This is a genomic window from Mesoplasma photuris ATCC 49581, assembly GCF_000702725.1.
GTDB lineage: Bacteria > Bacillota_I > Bacilli_A > Mycoplasmatales > Mycoplasmataceae > Tullyiplasma > Tullyiplasma photuris.
This window is the reverse complement of the sequence record NZ_JNJI01000005.1, coordinates 1-15373: the sequence shown is the minus strand read 5'-3', so window position 1 is coordinate 15373 and position 15373 is coordinate 1. Positions and strand designations below refer to the sequence as shown.

At 25.9% G+C, this 15373-nt stretch carries 14 protein-coding genes and 2 rRNA genes; 2 read left to right on the top strand and 14 right to left on the bottom strand.

The genetic code is table 4. The annotated features are described in order from the left end of the window. Nucleotides 1–3: 3 nt before the first annotated feature. The 11 genes from rsmH to T347_RS03905 form a co-directional block, all read right to left on the bottom strand. Nucleotides 4–930: a 16S rRNA (cytosine(1402)-N(4))-methyltransferase RsmH gene (gene rsmH / locus T347_RS0102805; RefSeq protein WP_031543100.1), complete on the bottom strand. Its 927-nt coding sequence runs from the start codon at nucleotides 928–930 to the stop codon at nucleotides 4–6. Next, the gene (gene mraZ / locus T347_RS0102800; RefSeq protein WP_031543098.1) at nucleotides 930–1361 is read right to left on the bottom strand and encodes a division/cell wall cluster transcriptional repressor MraZ; all 432 of its coding nucleotides are present in this window, start codon (nucleotides 1359–1361) and stop codon (nucleotides 930–932) included. The genes rsmH and mraZ overlap by 1 nt, the downstream gene beginning before the upstream one ends. Before the next feature lie 148 nt (nucleotides 1362–1509). Continuing rightward, nucleotides 1510–1686, bottom strand: a complete 177-nt coding sequence (rpmF, locus tag T347_RS0102795) for a 50S ribosomal protein L32 (protein WP_031543096.1) — start codon at nucleotides 1684–1686, stop codon at nucleotides 1510–1512. Nucleotides 1687–1705: 19 nt separating this feature from the next. Then, nucleotides 1706–2206 (bottom strand): YceD family protein, encoded by a 501-nt coding sequence (locus T347_RS0102790; protein WP_031543094.1) that lies wholly within the window; start codon nucleotides 2204–2206, stop codon nucleotides 1706–1708. A gap of 1 nt (nucleotide 2207) precedes the next feature. Further along, nucleotides 2208–4589 (bottom strand): phenylalanine--tRNA ligase subunit beta, encoded by a 2382-nt coding sequence (pheT, locus tag T347_RS0102785; protein WP_031543092.1) that lies wholly within the window; start codon nucleotides 4587–4589, stop codon nucleotides 2208–2210. Nucleotides 4590–4601: 12 nt separating this feature from the next. Next, on the bottom strand, nucleotides 4602–5654 hold the full coding sequence (pheS, locus tag T347_RS0102780) for a phenylalanine--tRNA ligase subunit alpha (RefSeq protein ID WP_031543090.1): 1053 nt from the start codon (nucleotides 5652–5654) through the stop codon (nucleotides 4602–4604). A 96-nt stretch (nucleotides 5655–5750) separates the two neighbouring features. Then, nucleotides 5751–6371 (bottom strand): hypothetical protein, encoded by a 621-nt coding sequence (locus tag T347_RS0102775; protein WP_031543088.1) that lies wholly within the window; start codon nucleotides 6369–6371, stop codon nucleotides 5751–5753. Nucleotides 6372–6431: 60 nt separating this feature from the next. Further along, a complete protein-coding gene (locus T347_RS0102770) occupies nucleotides 6432–10844 on the bottom strand; it encodes an ABC transporter permease (protein WP_031543086.1) in 4413 nt (1470 codons plus the stop codon). A 70-nt stretch (nucleotides 10845–10914) separates the two neighbouring features. Then, nucleotides 10915–11916: a hypothetical protein gene (locus T347_RS0102765; protein WP_031543083.1), complete on the bottom strand. Its 1002-nt coding sequence runs from the start codon at nucleotides 11914–11916 to the stop codon at nucleotides 10915–10917. Nucleotides 11917–12005: 89 nt separating this feature from the next. Continuing rightward, nucleotides 12006–12917, bottom strand: coding sequence for a hypothetical protein (locus T347_RS0102760; protein WP_031543081.1), 912 nt, complete (start codon nucleotides 12915–12917; stop codon nucleotides 12006–12008). Between the two features lie 10 nt (nucleotides 12918–12927). Then, the gene (locus T347_RS03905) at nucleotides 12928–13209 is read right to left on the bottom strand and encodes a hypothetical protein (protein ID WP_169734487.1); all 282 of its coding nucleotides are present in this window, start codon (nucleotides 13207–13209) and stop codon (nucleotides 12928–12930) included. A gap of 37 nt (nucleotides 13210–13246) precedes the next feature. On the opposite strand from T347_RS03905, the gene T347_RS03900 reads away from it, so the two are divergent. Together T347_RS03900 and T347_RS03895 are read left to right on the top strand one after the other, a co-directional pair. After that, the gene (locus tag T347_RS03900; RefSeq protein WP_169734486.1) at nucleotides 13247–13441 is read left to right on the top strand and encodes a hypothetical protein; all 195 of its coding nucleotides are present in this window, start codon (nucleotides 13247–13249) and stop codon (nucleotides 13439–13441) included. Between the two features lie 24 nt (nucleotides 13442–13465). Continuing rightward, entirely contained in the window at nucleotides 13466–13744 is a 279-nt protein-coding gene (locus T347_RS03895) for a hypothetical protein (RefSeq protein ID WP_169734485.1), read from the top strand. 99 nt (nucleotides 13745–13843) lie between these two features. Here T347_RS03895 and T347_RS0102750 read toward each other — a convergent pair whose 3' ends face one another. The 3 genes from T347_RS0102750 to T347_RS0102740 all read right to left on the bottom strand — a co-directional run. Continuing rightward, nucleotides 13844–14551, bottom strand: a complete 708-nt coding sequence (locus tag T347_RS0102750) for an ABC transporter ATP-binding protein (RefSeq protein ID WP_036228461.1) — start codon at nucleotides 14549–14551, stop codon at nucleotides 13844–13846. Between the two features lie 210 nt (nucleotides 14552–14761). After that, nucleotides 14762–14869 (bottom strand): 5S ribosomal RNA (rrf, locus tag T347_RS0102745). An 86-nt stretch (nucleotides 14870–14955) separates the two neighbouring features. After that, nucleotides 14956–15373 (bottom strand): 23S ribosomal RNA (locus T347_RS0102740); the annotation flags it as partial.

The following is a 15373-nucleotide window of genomic DNA, read 5'->3' as shown; positions in this document are numbered from 1 at the left end:
TTTCTATTTTTTTCTAATTGCTCATAATTTAGCACTATGTGATCTTCGATTATTTTCTAATTCTCCAACATTTGCTTTGATTGGTTTTTTAATTATTAATTCAAATTTGGCATTACTTTCAATTCTAATTGGTAATGACGCCAAAATTGCATCTTGAGGATCTTGCGTTACTTCATTAAAAATATTTTTTACTATTTTTTCTTCAAGAGAATGAAAGGTAATTACCGATATTCTTCCACCAGGTTTTAATAAGTCTAAACTTTGTTTTAATGAATCTGTTAAAACTCCAATTTCATCGTTTACATAAATTCTTAAAGCCTGAAAAGTTTTTTTAGCTGGATGCTTTGGTTTTTTAAGTACTTTTTGAGGTAGAGATTTTTTAATTAATTCAACTAATTCAAATGTTGTATTAACTGGTCTATTATCAATGATTGTTTGAGCTATTCTCGGTGCAAAATCTTCATCACCATATTTTCATAAAATATCTCTAATCTGTTCATATGAATATGTATTAACAACTTCGTGTGCACTTAACTGATTATTTATTGTATCCATTCTCATATCTAATGGTCCATCAAAGCGATAACTAAATCCTCTTTCTGGAACGTCGAATTGAGGGGAACTAACTCCTAAATCATATAAGATTCCATCAACTTCGAAGACACCTTTGAGTGCAAGTAATGCTTGAATATTTAAAAAGTTACCTTCTAAAATTTCAAAATTATTTGAAATTTTATTTAGCTTTTCTCTACCTTCAATAATAGCTGTTGGATCTTGATCAATTGCATACAATTTTCCTGATGTTAATTGCTTTAGTATTTCACTAGAGTGACCACCACGACCCAAAGTACAATCAACATATATTCCATCGGGTTTAATATTTAGCAATTCAATTGATTCATGTAACAATACCGGGATGTGCTTTTCCATTACGTTATCTTCCCACTTAAGTTATCAGCGATTTCTTCCATTTTTTCAGAATTAATGTTTTGATAATTATCATACTTAGTACGATCTCAAATTTCTGCTTTCGATCCTAAACCTAAAATATAAACATCTTTATCAATATTTGCTGTATTCAATAAATTGCCTGGAATTTTAATTCTACCTGATGAGTCAATTTCAGCTTCCACTGAATTTGCCATAATTTCTCTTGTTAACATACGTGATTCACTATTCATATTTGAAAATGACATAATTGAATTTGCTCATTTTTCAAACTCGACAGAACTTCGTAATTCTAAACTTCCTTCAAAACCTTTTGAAACATAAACTATGTTTCCTAATTTAGTTCTTAACTTAGCCGGAATAGTTAGACGAAGTTTGTCATCTAAACTATGTTCATATTTTCCTAATAACATACCACTTCGCCCCACTTTCTCCCACATTTATATTATTTCACATTTTTTGTATATTTGTTAAGAAAAACAAAAAATAAAAATTTAATACAAGGTTTAAAAAACAAATAAAAAAAGAGCATGCCCGAAGACACGCTCTTTTATTTTAAAATTAAGCAACTGCTTTAACTTCTTTTCCTTTGTAGAAACCACATTCTCTACATACGCGGTGTGGTTTAATCATAGAACCACAGTTTGTACATGAAACAATTGATGCTGATGCTAAAGCTAAGTGAGATCTTCTCTTATTTTTAGCAGACTTACTAGTTTTTCTAAATGGTACAGCCATGTTTGACACCTCCTATTAATTATTTTTTATCTATGTTTATTTCTGATAATTTATCTCATCTTGGATCTGGTTTATCATTCTTAGAGTTTTGATATTGTTGCTCTGACAACAATGATCATCCAGAACCAGTCTTAAAAATTATATCATTGTTTTTTGAAATATTTACAGGAATATTAATATTTATTTGTTCAATTAAATATTCTTCCAAATTGAATTCATCTCCTAAAATCAGATTTGCTTGGTCATTTAATTCTTGACTAAAAGTATATTCTTCCCTTCAATCAATTCCATCTTTATAAATAAATTCTTTACCATCTCTAGCATCTATTGCTAGGATTTCAAAATTAATAACTCCATTAATTTCAATAGTCTCAATTGATTGTAAATAATCTAAATCAATATCATAATCAATTGCTAAATATTCTTTAATCAATCTTTGTTTAGAAACGATTAATTCTGGATTTTTAATTGCATCAGTTAATTCTTGATGCGACTTATTTCTTAATTCGGAAAGATGCATATTATCTTACCTTAATATCCATTTTAGAAACATTTGATAAAACTTTGCTTCATTCTTCATTAATTTCATTTTCTGTTAATTGGTGATCTAGATTATTGAATACTAATGAAATCGCTAATGATTTTTGATTGTTAGCATCTAATTCTTCACCGAAATATTCATCTAACAATTTAATTGAAATTAAATTGTTAACACCAATAATCATATTTTTAACAATTTCTTCATATTTATCATTTTTTGAAATTAATAGAGAAATATCTCTTGATGATTGTTGGAATTTTGAAAGCTCTTTAGAACTATAAATTTTTTGTGATAATTTTTCTAAAAGATTAATGTTTAATTCAACCACAAAAGTTTTATTAATTTTTTTAACATTTTCGAATTTAGGATTTAGTTTAAAAATATAACCAATTAACTCATCTTCAAACTTAATTTCTGCATTAATAAATGGATGAATTTCATCAATTACTTCTTCATTGTTTGCAAAAGTGATTTTTGATAAGTCAACTTTATATAATTTAAAAATTTCTTCAACGATTCCTTTTAAATAAAAGTAATTTGATTCAATTGTAAATTTATTAATTCTATCTTCAATTAAATTACCTGAAATTAATAAACTTAAATGTCTTTCTCTTAAGTTTTTTGCATAAATATCAGCGATTTCAAATAATTGAACATGTTTATTATCAACGCTTGAATTATAAATAGCTACATCAACTAAAGATTTTGCTAAATTCGTTCTATATGTTTCACGAATTTTTGAAAGTGGACTCATTAATGAAATTGGTTCATCAATATTGAAAAGATTTCATTTTTCAACTTCATCTTTTTCTATTAATGAATAAGTTTTAACATTATTAAATCCCTTACCAATTAAGTAATCTGTTAATTTTGTTTGTAATTTTTGATTTGTGTTTTTAGAATTTTTTCTAGCCACAATCATTGGAGGAACTTCTTTAATATTGTCATATCCATATAGACGTGCAACTTCTTCACAAATATCGTTTTGACCATAAAGATCAGTTCTATTTTCATCAGCTACAAAAGTAAACCCATCAATTGCTTCATTATAAGAAATTGTAAAATCCAAATTTTTAAATAATTCAATAACTTCTTTTGCAGATATTTCGATTCCTAAGAAATCTTTAATTTTTTGTAAAGTTAAAGTTATTACTTTATTTTGTCATTTTGAATTATCAATAATTTTTTTAACATCACTAAACGCTTCAAGAACATCATATTGTTCTAGTATTTTAACTAATGAGCTCAATGCTAAATTACTTAAATTCGGATTTAAAGGCTTGATATATCTTTGAATATCAACATTAGATGTATTTAAAGTTTTTTGCTGTTTACGCATTAAAGTTTTTGATGCGTTTATCATGATTGCTAACACATTTACTGTTGTGTCAGTTACTTTGAATGCTTCTTCTGTTTTATTACCTAAAATATTAACAATAGAATCTTCATTCAATAAGACAACCATTTCTTTATTATCTATTAACATTTTAGTTAAATTAAGCGATTTAATTTTATCTGCATCAACCAAAATAATTGGTTGACCAGAAATGATTGCTGATGCATTAGCTAAGTCCTCATAAAAGTTATCAGTAGTTTTTGATCCTGATATTTTTAATCATAAATCATCTTTAGCATCAACTTTATGTTTACCACTTTTAACTTTTAAACTTGCAATTGATATTGTATTTAATTCTTCTTTTGTTAAACTAGTTGTTAAAGTTAAACCATTAACCTCTAAGTTTTTATTAGTATTAACTTCGATCAGAGACTGTAAATTTAATTCTAAATTAAAGTAATTTGATATTTCTTTAGCTAATTGAATAGCTGATAAAGCATCGCTTCTATTTAAAGTTAAATCCATATCTCAAATAAAATCATTAAAATTAATCTCTGAAACTGATTTACCAATTAATTTTGTCAAATCTTCATTTGATTCAATTTCATAAATTGAATCGTTTTCTAAATCGGTTAAAACATTTGCACTTAAACCAATTTCAGTTAAAGAACAAATCATACCATGAGAACGGTAACCACGTATTTCTCTTATATCAAGAGTCATCCCATTTGATATTGTCACCCCTGGTAAAGCAACGATCACAAATTGACCTTTATCAACATTAGGTGCTCCACAAACTATATCTAATTCTTGAGAACCAACGTTTACTTTATTAAATCTTAAATGTGTTCCTTCAATTGGTTCTGAATGTAAAACATGTCCAATAATCAATTCACCATTTAATTTTGAAAGATCACAAGTTTCTTCTACTTCAAAACCTAATGAATTAAGAGCAACTGTTATTTGATCATTTGACACATTTTTTAAATCGATTGATTTTTCTAATCATTTTCTTGTAATTATCATCTATAGTTCCTCCTATTCTCCATAAAATTTAAATTGGTCTAAAAATTTAACATTATTTTCATAAAATGATCTAATATTATTAATTCCGAATTTTAACATCGCGATACGCTCTACTCCAATACCGAAAGCCAATCCTGTTGTTGTTTTAGGATCTAAACCATTCAATTCCATCACTTGTTCATTTATCATTCCTGCTCCAAGAATTTCAATTCAACCAGATTGTTTACATAATGAACAACCTTTTCCTTCACATTTAAAACATGATACATCTACTTCAACACTTGGTTCAGTAAATGGGAAGAAGCTTGGTCTCAAACGAATGTTGACATTTTCATTAAATAATCTTTGACACATGTATTTTAAAATTCATTTTAAATTTGCAAAGGATACTTTTTGACCAACTGCGAATCCATCGATTTGCATAAATTGATGTGAGTGAGTTGCATCATCATCATCTCTACGATATACATTACCATATGAAATTGCTGCTAAGTTTTTTTCATTAGTTTTTTGTTTTGAAAGTTCTGTTAACATTCTTGCTGTCATATTTGTACAGTGAGTTCTCATTACAATTTCATCATTAATATAAAATGTATCTTGCATATCACGAGCTGGATGACCGATAGGTAAATTAAGATTTTGAAAGTTAAATAAATCTTGTTCTACTTCTTGACCATCAACCATTTCATATCCAATTTCAGTAAAAATATCACTGATTTCTTCAATAACTAAGTTTAGAGGATGCTTTGTACCAAATTTAATATCTGTGCCAACTAAAGAAACGTCGATTTTTTCACTCGCCAATTTTTCTTTCAAAATGTTTTTTTGGAAAGTATCAAATTTAGCATTTAATTTTGTTGATATTTCAATTTTAACATCATTAGCAAGCTTACCAACTTCTTGACGTTCTTCAGGTGATGCACTTTTAATTGATTTCAGAATAGGGATTAGAGGTGAATCTTTTCCACTAAAATCTTGTTTAATTTGTTCTAACTGCTCAAGAGTTTCTATTTCATTTATTTTAGTATTAAATTTTTCTAATATGTCCTTTAATTTATTTAACATAAGTACCTCTTTCATTTTATAATTTTACTACTTTTAATATTATTTTATAAGTACGGTTTGATTTAAAATATAAATATTGAAATAATATTTTTTAATTTAGTCTTCTTTTTTAGAAGCTAATTTTAATTGATAAATATTATGTTCTTTAATTGCCATATCATCATCATATGTGCTCAGCATCAAGTTTAAAGTTTGATCATTTGGCATAATTTTTGAAATAGATTTTAAAACCTTTTTTAAATTATTTTGAAAATCATATTTAAGTTTTTGAAATTTATATTCGTAATATTTATTTGTGTCAAATTTAACTTTGCCCTCTGATCAATCTTCTCTTAATTCTTGATAAAAAACTCATGGAATTAATGCTTGATTAATAAAATTTCTCAAATCAGTATAAGCAGTTAATAAAAATCTGTTATAGTTTTTAATTATAATTTCAGGAATGCCAATTTCATTTAAATAGGTTTGTGCTCCTTCAGAAGTTAATTTAAAAATATGACGCATTTCATCTATTTCTTCTTCAATTTTATTGATCATATCAATACTAAATTGAAAATCAAAATTAGTTTGTAAATAAGTAAGGAAAATTGGTTTTGAAACTATATTTTCAAAACCATCAAATTTTCATTTAATTTTATATTTTTTAAAGTCTGCATAATTTATTTTTGAAATTGAATTATTTTTAAATTCTAATGCTATTTTTTCATATTCACTCATAGTATTACCTCTTATATATTTTAACAAATAAAAAAACCTCATAAAAGGTTTCTTTATTAACTAAAAATTTGTAATTCTAGATAATGGCTTATTTTGAACTTGCTTGTCTGATGCTCATCATCCTAAAGTAATTACAAACCCTAAAACTAAGAACGTGATAACAATTGCTTGTCAACTAAATGGTATAGACATGTATAGTGATCACTGCGCTGCAGCAATTTGAACAAATACCGCTCAAACAACAATTGATAAAATATAAGCTACAATAAATGATATTATTGCTCCAATAACATAACTTCCCATTACAACTCAATTTATTTGTCTTCGTTTATAACCAAGAGACTTCATTGTTAAGATTGTTCTTGTTGATTCTTCAACAATAATATTCATAACAACTATCAAAATAATTGATAATAATAATGTTTGTAATAAAATCAAGATCATCATTAATTGCTGCATACTATCAACAAGTATTTTAACAGCTGTTTTTGAAATATTAATTGGAATTCCTGTTGTGTGAATATCACCACTAATTGGATTAGGATTTGTATACATACCACTCGCATCATCAATTTGATTAAATTTACTTTTGATTGAATCCAATTCTTTAAATAGTCCATCAAATAATGATGTTAGAATTGCAGAATCATTATTGACTTTAATGGCAATTGTATCTCCTGTAAACTTCATTTTTGATACCGATCCTTGTAAATCATTTATATCAATATTTCCACTTAACATTTCTTTACGTGATCAAACTTCATTTATTAATAAACGTTTGTAATCATCTGCGGACATAATTTCTTTTAAAGCATCATCAAACATTTTATCAAAGAATAATCTGTAATCTAATTGTACTTGTGGTTTTTGTGTAAGTTGAATTTTAACAGCTTCATTAATTCCTGTTACAACAACTGTGAAAGGAATTTTTTGAATAGTATCTGTTGTCATTTGAATATGATCGCCAACTTTTATATTATTTTTTTTAGCAAAATAATAATCAATAACTGCATTAAATTTATTTTCACCTTCATAATCATACGATAAATCTTCAATAATTTGGTTAGAAACACCATCAAAATTTAATTGATTTCTTGGATCACCTAAAATATTATTGTTACTATCATAATCAGATAAAACTATTGCTGCTCCAACATTTTTAACTTTACTATCATCGAATAAAGCATCCATATTGTAATCTAAATGTTCCATTGTTGAATCATAAAACAATTGATTAAAAGTGACAACTGGTTCTTCATCAATAGATTTAATTTCATCAAGCATCATTGAACCCATAATAATTGTTTGACCTGTAGCTGATACTAAATTTAAGTTTAATCCTCCAGTGGATGCTCTACTTGTTGCTTTTGAATTGATTTGATCAGCAAATTCTTTACTTTGTAAAGAATTAGATAAATATTGCATAATCGGATTGGTTGACATTGATCAATAAATACTATTATTAGGATCAAAATCATTTAACAACTGATCTTCAAGTAATTTATTATAAGCAATATCGAATTCTTCTTGCGTATAATTTTGAATTTTGTCTAATTCTGTAAAATTGTTTGTAAGCTCTTTTATAAATATTGCTTGACCGTAAGTTTCAGCCATTTTAATAGCTATTAATCTAGATGAATCAGTTATAAACATATTGTTAAATTTTTCTTCTGCTCTATCATATGGTTTCATACCAAAAAATGTTTTTTCTAGATCATCGCCAATATTATTAGCACTTAAATCTTGTATTCAATCTTCTGAATTTTGGTTTAAATCATCTAATGTAATATCTATTGATTGATTAGCTTTTATTAATTCTTCTTGATCTTTTAATAGATCAGAATCTAACATTTTATAGGCATTCATCGTATTTAAATAATAATCTCTAACAAAAACTGGAGATTTTGCACTTGAATTAGATAATGTAGATAAGAAAAACTCGATTCCTTCTTTTGGAAGTAAAACTTTTTCTATCCCCTCTTCTTGAACCAATGTATTTCTGATCGCTTGCATCAAGGCTTTTATTCTATATCTAGAGTCTGAAGATTCCTCATTAGTATCAATTGCTTTATTAATACTATCAGAATTTTTATAATCATATGATTTTAAAAGACCGTCTACAAATTCTTCTTCATTAACACCATAAATGTTAAATTTTTCTTGGCCTTTTGTAATATTAATATTTGAATCATATTCTCAGATATATCTATGATCGGTATCATCATTTATCATTCTTAATCCTTGATCGATAGTTTGTGTAAGCAATGCTTGCGCTCCAAACATCATTGTATAAACTAATGCTGAAAAAGCAAATAAGAATTGAACGATAATAAATTTACCTTTGGCTGCTTTTACAAAAGCGCCACGTAATCGATAACCAAATGCAAATTGGTGTTTTGCTAATATAGCATTGAAGAAATTTTGTTTCTTTTTCTTACCTAATTTATTTTGATTATTAATTAATGATAGAGTTGGTTCTCTTAAATATAAAATCGTTAAACCAAAAGATAGAAGTAAAAATATAACTGGAATTATTATAAATAATATTGATAAGAATACTGGTCCTGTATAAACTTGTGAATACTCAAATGTCACAACTGCTCCAAAACTGTTTGATGCATATATTTGGAACGGAATTGAAACAAGTCACCCCAATATTAATCCCAATAAAATTTGAAGATAAGTTTTTAAAGCGAAAATTCAAGATAGTTCTTTAACTTTATAACCAAATGATTTAAAAATACCTAGTTGTTTTCTTGTTTCATTCATTTCTTTTTTTATTGTAAAGTTAATAAAAATGAATGCTAAAACTAAAACAGCAACTCCTAAACTTATAAAAATAAATACTTGTAAATTTATATTACTTATTTTATTAGCTATACTTGAATCTGATCAATCGATGAACACTTCTTCTTTTTGATCGAATATAAAATCGTTATTTTCACTTTTAAAAATATTTGCAATATTATTTGTAGCGATGTTGTTTTTAACTTTATAGTTCATAGAATAACTGTTTGAAGGAGTTTTTGAAAAATTTCAATTTGTAGCATGAATCTCTCTTAGCATTTCTTTTGAAGCATAAGCAAAACCAAATGTATCAATTTTTTGAGTAAGACCACTAAAACCGTCACTTGGAACCAAGTCATCAAGTTTATTACCAATACCCGTTACTTCAAAACTTATTTCATTAGCGTAATAAGCATCTTTTTTATCAATATTAAACAGTAACGAAGTTACTGGCGAAGATGGAGTTGTGAAAACATCACCAACATTAATATTGTTAGCTTTTGCATAACCTGATGAAATAACTACACCCGGAAGTTCTTTTCTTGATAAAGAATTTGGTTGTGAATTTTGATCAATTACACTACTTCCTTCACTATAAAATAATTCATTAAATTTTTGATCATTATCATAAGTTGCTAATTGAATCGATTTCGAAGGTGAAATAGATCCTGCTTCAATTTTTGATAATAAATATGTTTGCTCAACATCTAATAAATACTGATTATAAAATTTATTAGAATTTTTTATAACTTTTCTAATTAAAAATGTTTGATCATTATAGTCATTACCTTGTTGTTTTAGAATGTTATAAAAATCTAAATTAATAAACTGAAAACCAAGTAAATAAATTTTATTACCTTCTTTAAAAATTTCATTAATATTTTCATTTAAAGAATCATTTAAAAAAATTAAAATGTCTTTGATATTAGGAATAGTTCCGCTTGAAATTAAACTAGTAATATCAATACCTGAACCACCATTTTGTTTAAAAGCTTCATCCATTTTAGTAATTGATCTAACAACTGCAGAAATTAAATCTTCGTTATTTTTTAAATTAATTAAATTTTGATCATAATTAGAACTTCAAAGAGCATCTGTTATATCTTTTATAATGATATTTGTCATTTCTTCGATATAACCTGCTTTAAATTCTTGAGACTTTTGATCGTTATTTGAATAAACAAAATATGCATTTGTTTTACTCAAAGCACCAGTTCTAAAGTTTATTAAACCATTATTAATTATTTCATTAAGTTTAGTGATAACACTATAATGCATTAAATCGTCTTGATTATCGGCTACTTCTCTTCAATTAATTGATCCAAAATTTTTTTCCATATCTTGATCGATGATCATTAACGTTGATTCTGATAAAAAAGTTTTATCATCAAAATTAGAAATTTCGATATCAGAACCAAAAAATTCTTCATACTTTTCAATATCTGCTTTATAGAAAAAATTATAAGTAAATTCTTGATCATACTCTGTTGAAGCTTCAACTTTTATTTGAGTATCATATGGTGTTGTTTTGTTTTTAAAAGAAGTTAATTTTGTTTTTAGTTGTAGTGGTGTTGAAACCATACCAATCACTACAGTTACTAACATCACAAGAAAAAGAAGTGTACCTATCGCAGACACTCAGTTTTTAAAAAATGTTTTTAAGTAACTTTTGATGATTTGCTTCATTTAAAACTCCGATATATTTATATTATATTCTATTACAATTTATTAATACATTCAAAATAAAAAAACCAATTTAATGGTTATAATTGTTTCTGAAATTTTCAAATCAAATAATAAGACTTTCTAGTATTTGATTACTCATTTTATAAATATCTACTACATGTTCATTTTCTTTAGATTGGTTGTCAAATTTAGAAATAATATTTTGTAATAAGACTTGTAGATCTGGTTCTGCTTCAGTTTTTCTATTTCCAATTTTTGAAATTATAACAGTGGACAAATCTTTATGATTATCTTCATCTTCAGTTCCGTTTCAGTCGATTTGTCAATAAGTATATTTACCATCTACTTTTTTATTAGTTGAAAAATATCCAAAAGGGTGGTTCATAATATTCCTAATTATAGCTAAATCATCGAAAGCTTTAAGAGTTTCTTCTAAAGTTGCGATTGGCAATAAATTCTGAAATGAAATTGAAGCTTCAGCTATTTCTTTATACTCATGATTAGGATTAAATTTTCAAATTTCAGATTCTAGCTTCTCACTTAAATCTTCATTAATATCATAATAATTATAAATAAAGTTAAAAGTAACAAATGATTGAAAAATTAAAAATAAATTGGAAATGATATTAGTTTTAGTATTAATAATATTTTCTGTGTCCATTCTCAATAACATTGAAGACATAATTGCTTTAGTATTTGTTTCAATAATGTTAATCAAAGTTGTTAATTTCAGTGTTACTAAATTGTTTTTACCAAACAAAGTCATGATATCATTTTCTTTTTGATTAGGGACAGCTTGTTGAACAAACTTTGTAACTAGTGGAATTAAAAATAACGGTAAATTAGTTTTAATTGTAGAATATACTTCATTCATTAATTTTGCATTATTATAAATTTTATATCTAGTATTATAAATATCAATTTCATTTTCAGTAATTAAATATTTATCACCTTTATGTGTGTAACTAAATAATCCATTTTCCTCATTGATAACATCAACTTCTTCAAATTGAGAATGTGACGTCATTTTCTTCTTATCATATCCAGTAACTGTGATTCATATTTTCTTCATAATTACTCCTTTTAAAATATTCTATATGATTTTTTGAAAATATTTTAAATGAGTAAATAGAAATTTATATTTTAAAATTTTATTTGGCTTTAAAGATTTAAGAAATTTTTTCTAGAAAAAGTGAAAATTCCAAAAAATATTGATAATGTTAATAATATCGGATCGATAATTGCTAATGATACTATAAATTCTTTATTTTTTGGTAAATTCATTAATTGTATTAATTGAACACCATTATCAATTAAATATTCTTTAGATTCAGTACCTGAATATAAAAGACCAGGAGAAAATAAATAAAATGAAAAGTATTTATTATATTGAAATATTGCATAATCATAAGGATTTGTTCTATACAGAAAATCTGTTAAACCTATTGCCGCTAAAATAATTATAAGAACAAAAGTTATGATCCAAAATCAAATAACTTTATCATTCAATAATATATTTATAAAAATTAAGAACGAATTTATAATCATAATTAAGAATAACATTTCAAGACCTTGGAAAAATACGAGTTTAATATTTTCTTTATCTGCTACATTGAAAATCGATAATAATATTGGTGCTGAAATAACTATTGGAAAAACTAATATAAATGTTGTTAAAAATATAAAAAACAATTTTGCTAAATATATTTTTTGACGACTTGTGCTTGTAGATAATCAAAAGCCCACTTCACCTGTAACAACTTCTTTAGAAAAAATGTTTGTTATAAAGAAAGAAGAACAGATAACTAAAATTGATATCATTGGAGCACCAAATATAAATGCATTTAAAATTGTACTAAATGTTACAAGTCCATAAGTCGTAGGAATATCATCGAGCTTATAACTTGATTCAGATATTGTCTTTAAAACATTATTTGGAAAGTTAAAGCCCACAATAATTATTGCTAGCGAAGCTATTAAAAATAAAATTATTGAAAAAACACATATAAATTTTCAATTTTTTTTAGAATGATAATTTATTATGTTCATAATGTTGTTTGATTTAATTTTCATATTGATCCTTCTATATATTAAATTCTTTATTGCTTCATTTTATATTTATACCAATAAAATTTATAGTAATTATTGAGAATAAAATTAATGGTAAAAATAAAACGTATTGTATTATTCCATAGACACCTATTTCATTTTTTTTATAAAAAACTTGAAAAAAATCAGTATTACCCGACGTAAACTCAATTACATTATTGATTTCATGATTTGAATAGTCTGTAATTCTAGGCAATATAGATTCAATTCCTAAAAATTTAACTATTGGGTTAGAAATAAACATTGGCGCAACCATTGAAAAAATCGTATATATAATTATTGAAAATCATAAAATGTTAAATCATTCTCTAGATTCAACTAATAATAAATTAGTGTATATTACTATAGATGTTAAAAATAGTAATATTATTAAATGTTGAAACATTTTTAAAAATGCAAATGCAATTTGATTTTTATCAACAATTCCAACTAACGATATCGAAGAAATTAAAAATGAAATTAATCAACAAGAAATTATAGTTAAATAAATTGTAATTGTTTTTATTCAAATAATGTCTTTAACTTTTATTGGCTTAACTAATCAAAAAGAAATTGAACCACGTTCTAACTCTCCAGATATTGTTTTGTTACTAAATAATAGAACAAAAACAATTGTTACAATTATCGTTGTAGGACCAAAAGTTATAGTATTAAATATTGATGAAATAGAAATTATATTAATTTTAAAATTATCATCTTTAACAAAAAGAGTTGAATCACCAAAAGCTTTTAATGACTGACTTGAGTTCATTGAAGATATAACGATAGGAATCATTGAAATTAAAAAGTAAATAACCAAAAAAATAATAATTAATTTAATGTTAATTAAAATATTTTTCAATACATATCTTCATACATTTCTTGATATTGAAAATGTTATATTTGAATTTTTAAATGGATGCTTCATCTTTGTATATCCCATCAAAAACTTCTTTTAATTTTTCCAATTGTTCAAAATCGTTTGTAACAAAGTTTTCAACGATTTTGCCATCTTTAAGAAAAATCAATTCATCAGTTGCTTCCATTATTTCATCAAGAATATGAGAACAAATAATTACGGTAGTGTTATTTTCTAAATTTAATTTTTTAATCAATTTAACAAACCTTTTTTGCATAACCGGATCCAAACCAGATGTTGGTTCATCTAAAATCAAAAACTTTGGTTTGTTCATAACTGCAGCTATTATTGCAATCTTTTGTTTCATTCCTTTTGACATTCTTTTAATTTTTTTATCAATGTCTATGTCAAAATATTTAATTAATTTTTGAAAAAATTCCTCATCATAGTCTTTTTTAAATTGCTTCACTAATTTTAAATATTGTTTCCCTGTTAAATGTTCAATAAGATTTAGTTCACCAGCAATATAACCAGTATGTGCCATTAATTCATCATGATTTTTAATTGGATCAAGCCCAGAAAAATAAATATTACCTGAATCTGATTTTATAAAACCCATTAATTGTCTAATTAATGTTGATTTTCCAGCCCCATTTGGACCAACTATTCCAAGTGATTTACCTTCTTTTAATTCAAAATTTATATTGAAATTTCCTGCTGTTTTTGAATATTTTTTTGTTAAATTTTCAATTTTAATCATATTGAATTTAAACTCCTTAGTATTTTATATTTCTAATGCTAATTTGATTATAAATTATTAAAAAATATATTTTTAACAAACCTCAATTATTTAATTTAAATAAAATTTAGATTTCTATTTACTGACTTAGAATATTTTTACAATCAAATATTAAATAATAAAGTATCTTATAAGTATAAAAAAAGAACCTAAAGGTTCTTTTTCTTTTAGAACTGGCAACTCGCTATCTTCTCGCAAGGCAATATTGTCGCCGTAGTAGAGCTTAACTTCTGTGTTCGGCATGGGAACAGGTGTGACCTCTACGCTATTATCACCAGATCTTAAATTGTTTTGATTGTTCTTTGAAAACTGAATACTAGATTGAAATTTAATGTTTATTTAAATGTGCGTTTGTAATAGATTTTATCTAAAATTCACTCGATCTATTAGTATTGGTAAGCTTAACGCCTCGCAGCGCTTACACACCCAACCTATCAACCATGTGGTCTACATGGGATCTTACATCTTACGAATGGGAAAATTCATCTTAAAGGAGGCTTCTCGCTTAGATGCCTTCAGCGATTATCCGTTCCGCATATAGCTACCCAGCTATGCCTCTGGCGAGACAACTGGTGCACCAGGGATGCGTCCAACCCGGTCCTCTCGTACTAGGGTCAGCTCTCTTCAATTTTCCTACGCCCACAACAGATAGGGACCAAACTGTCTCACGACGTTCTGAACCCAGCTCGCGTACCGCTTTAATGGGCGAACAGCCCAACCCTTGGAACCGACTTCAGCTCCAGGATGCGATGAGCCGACATCGAGGTGCCAAACCTCCCCGTC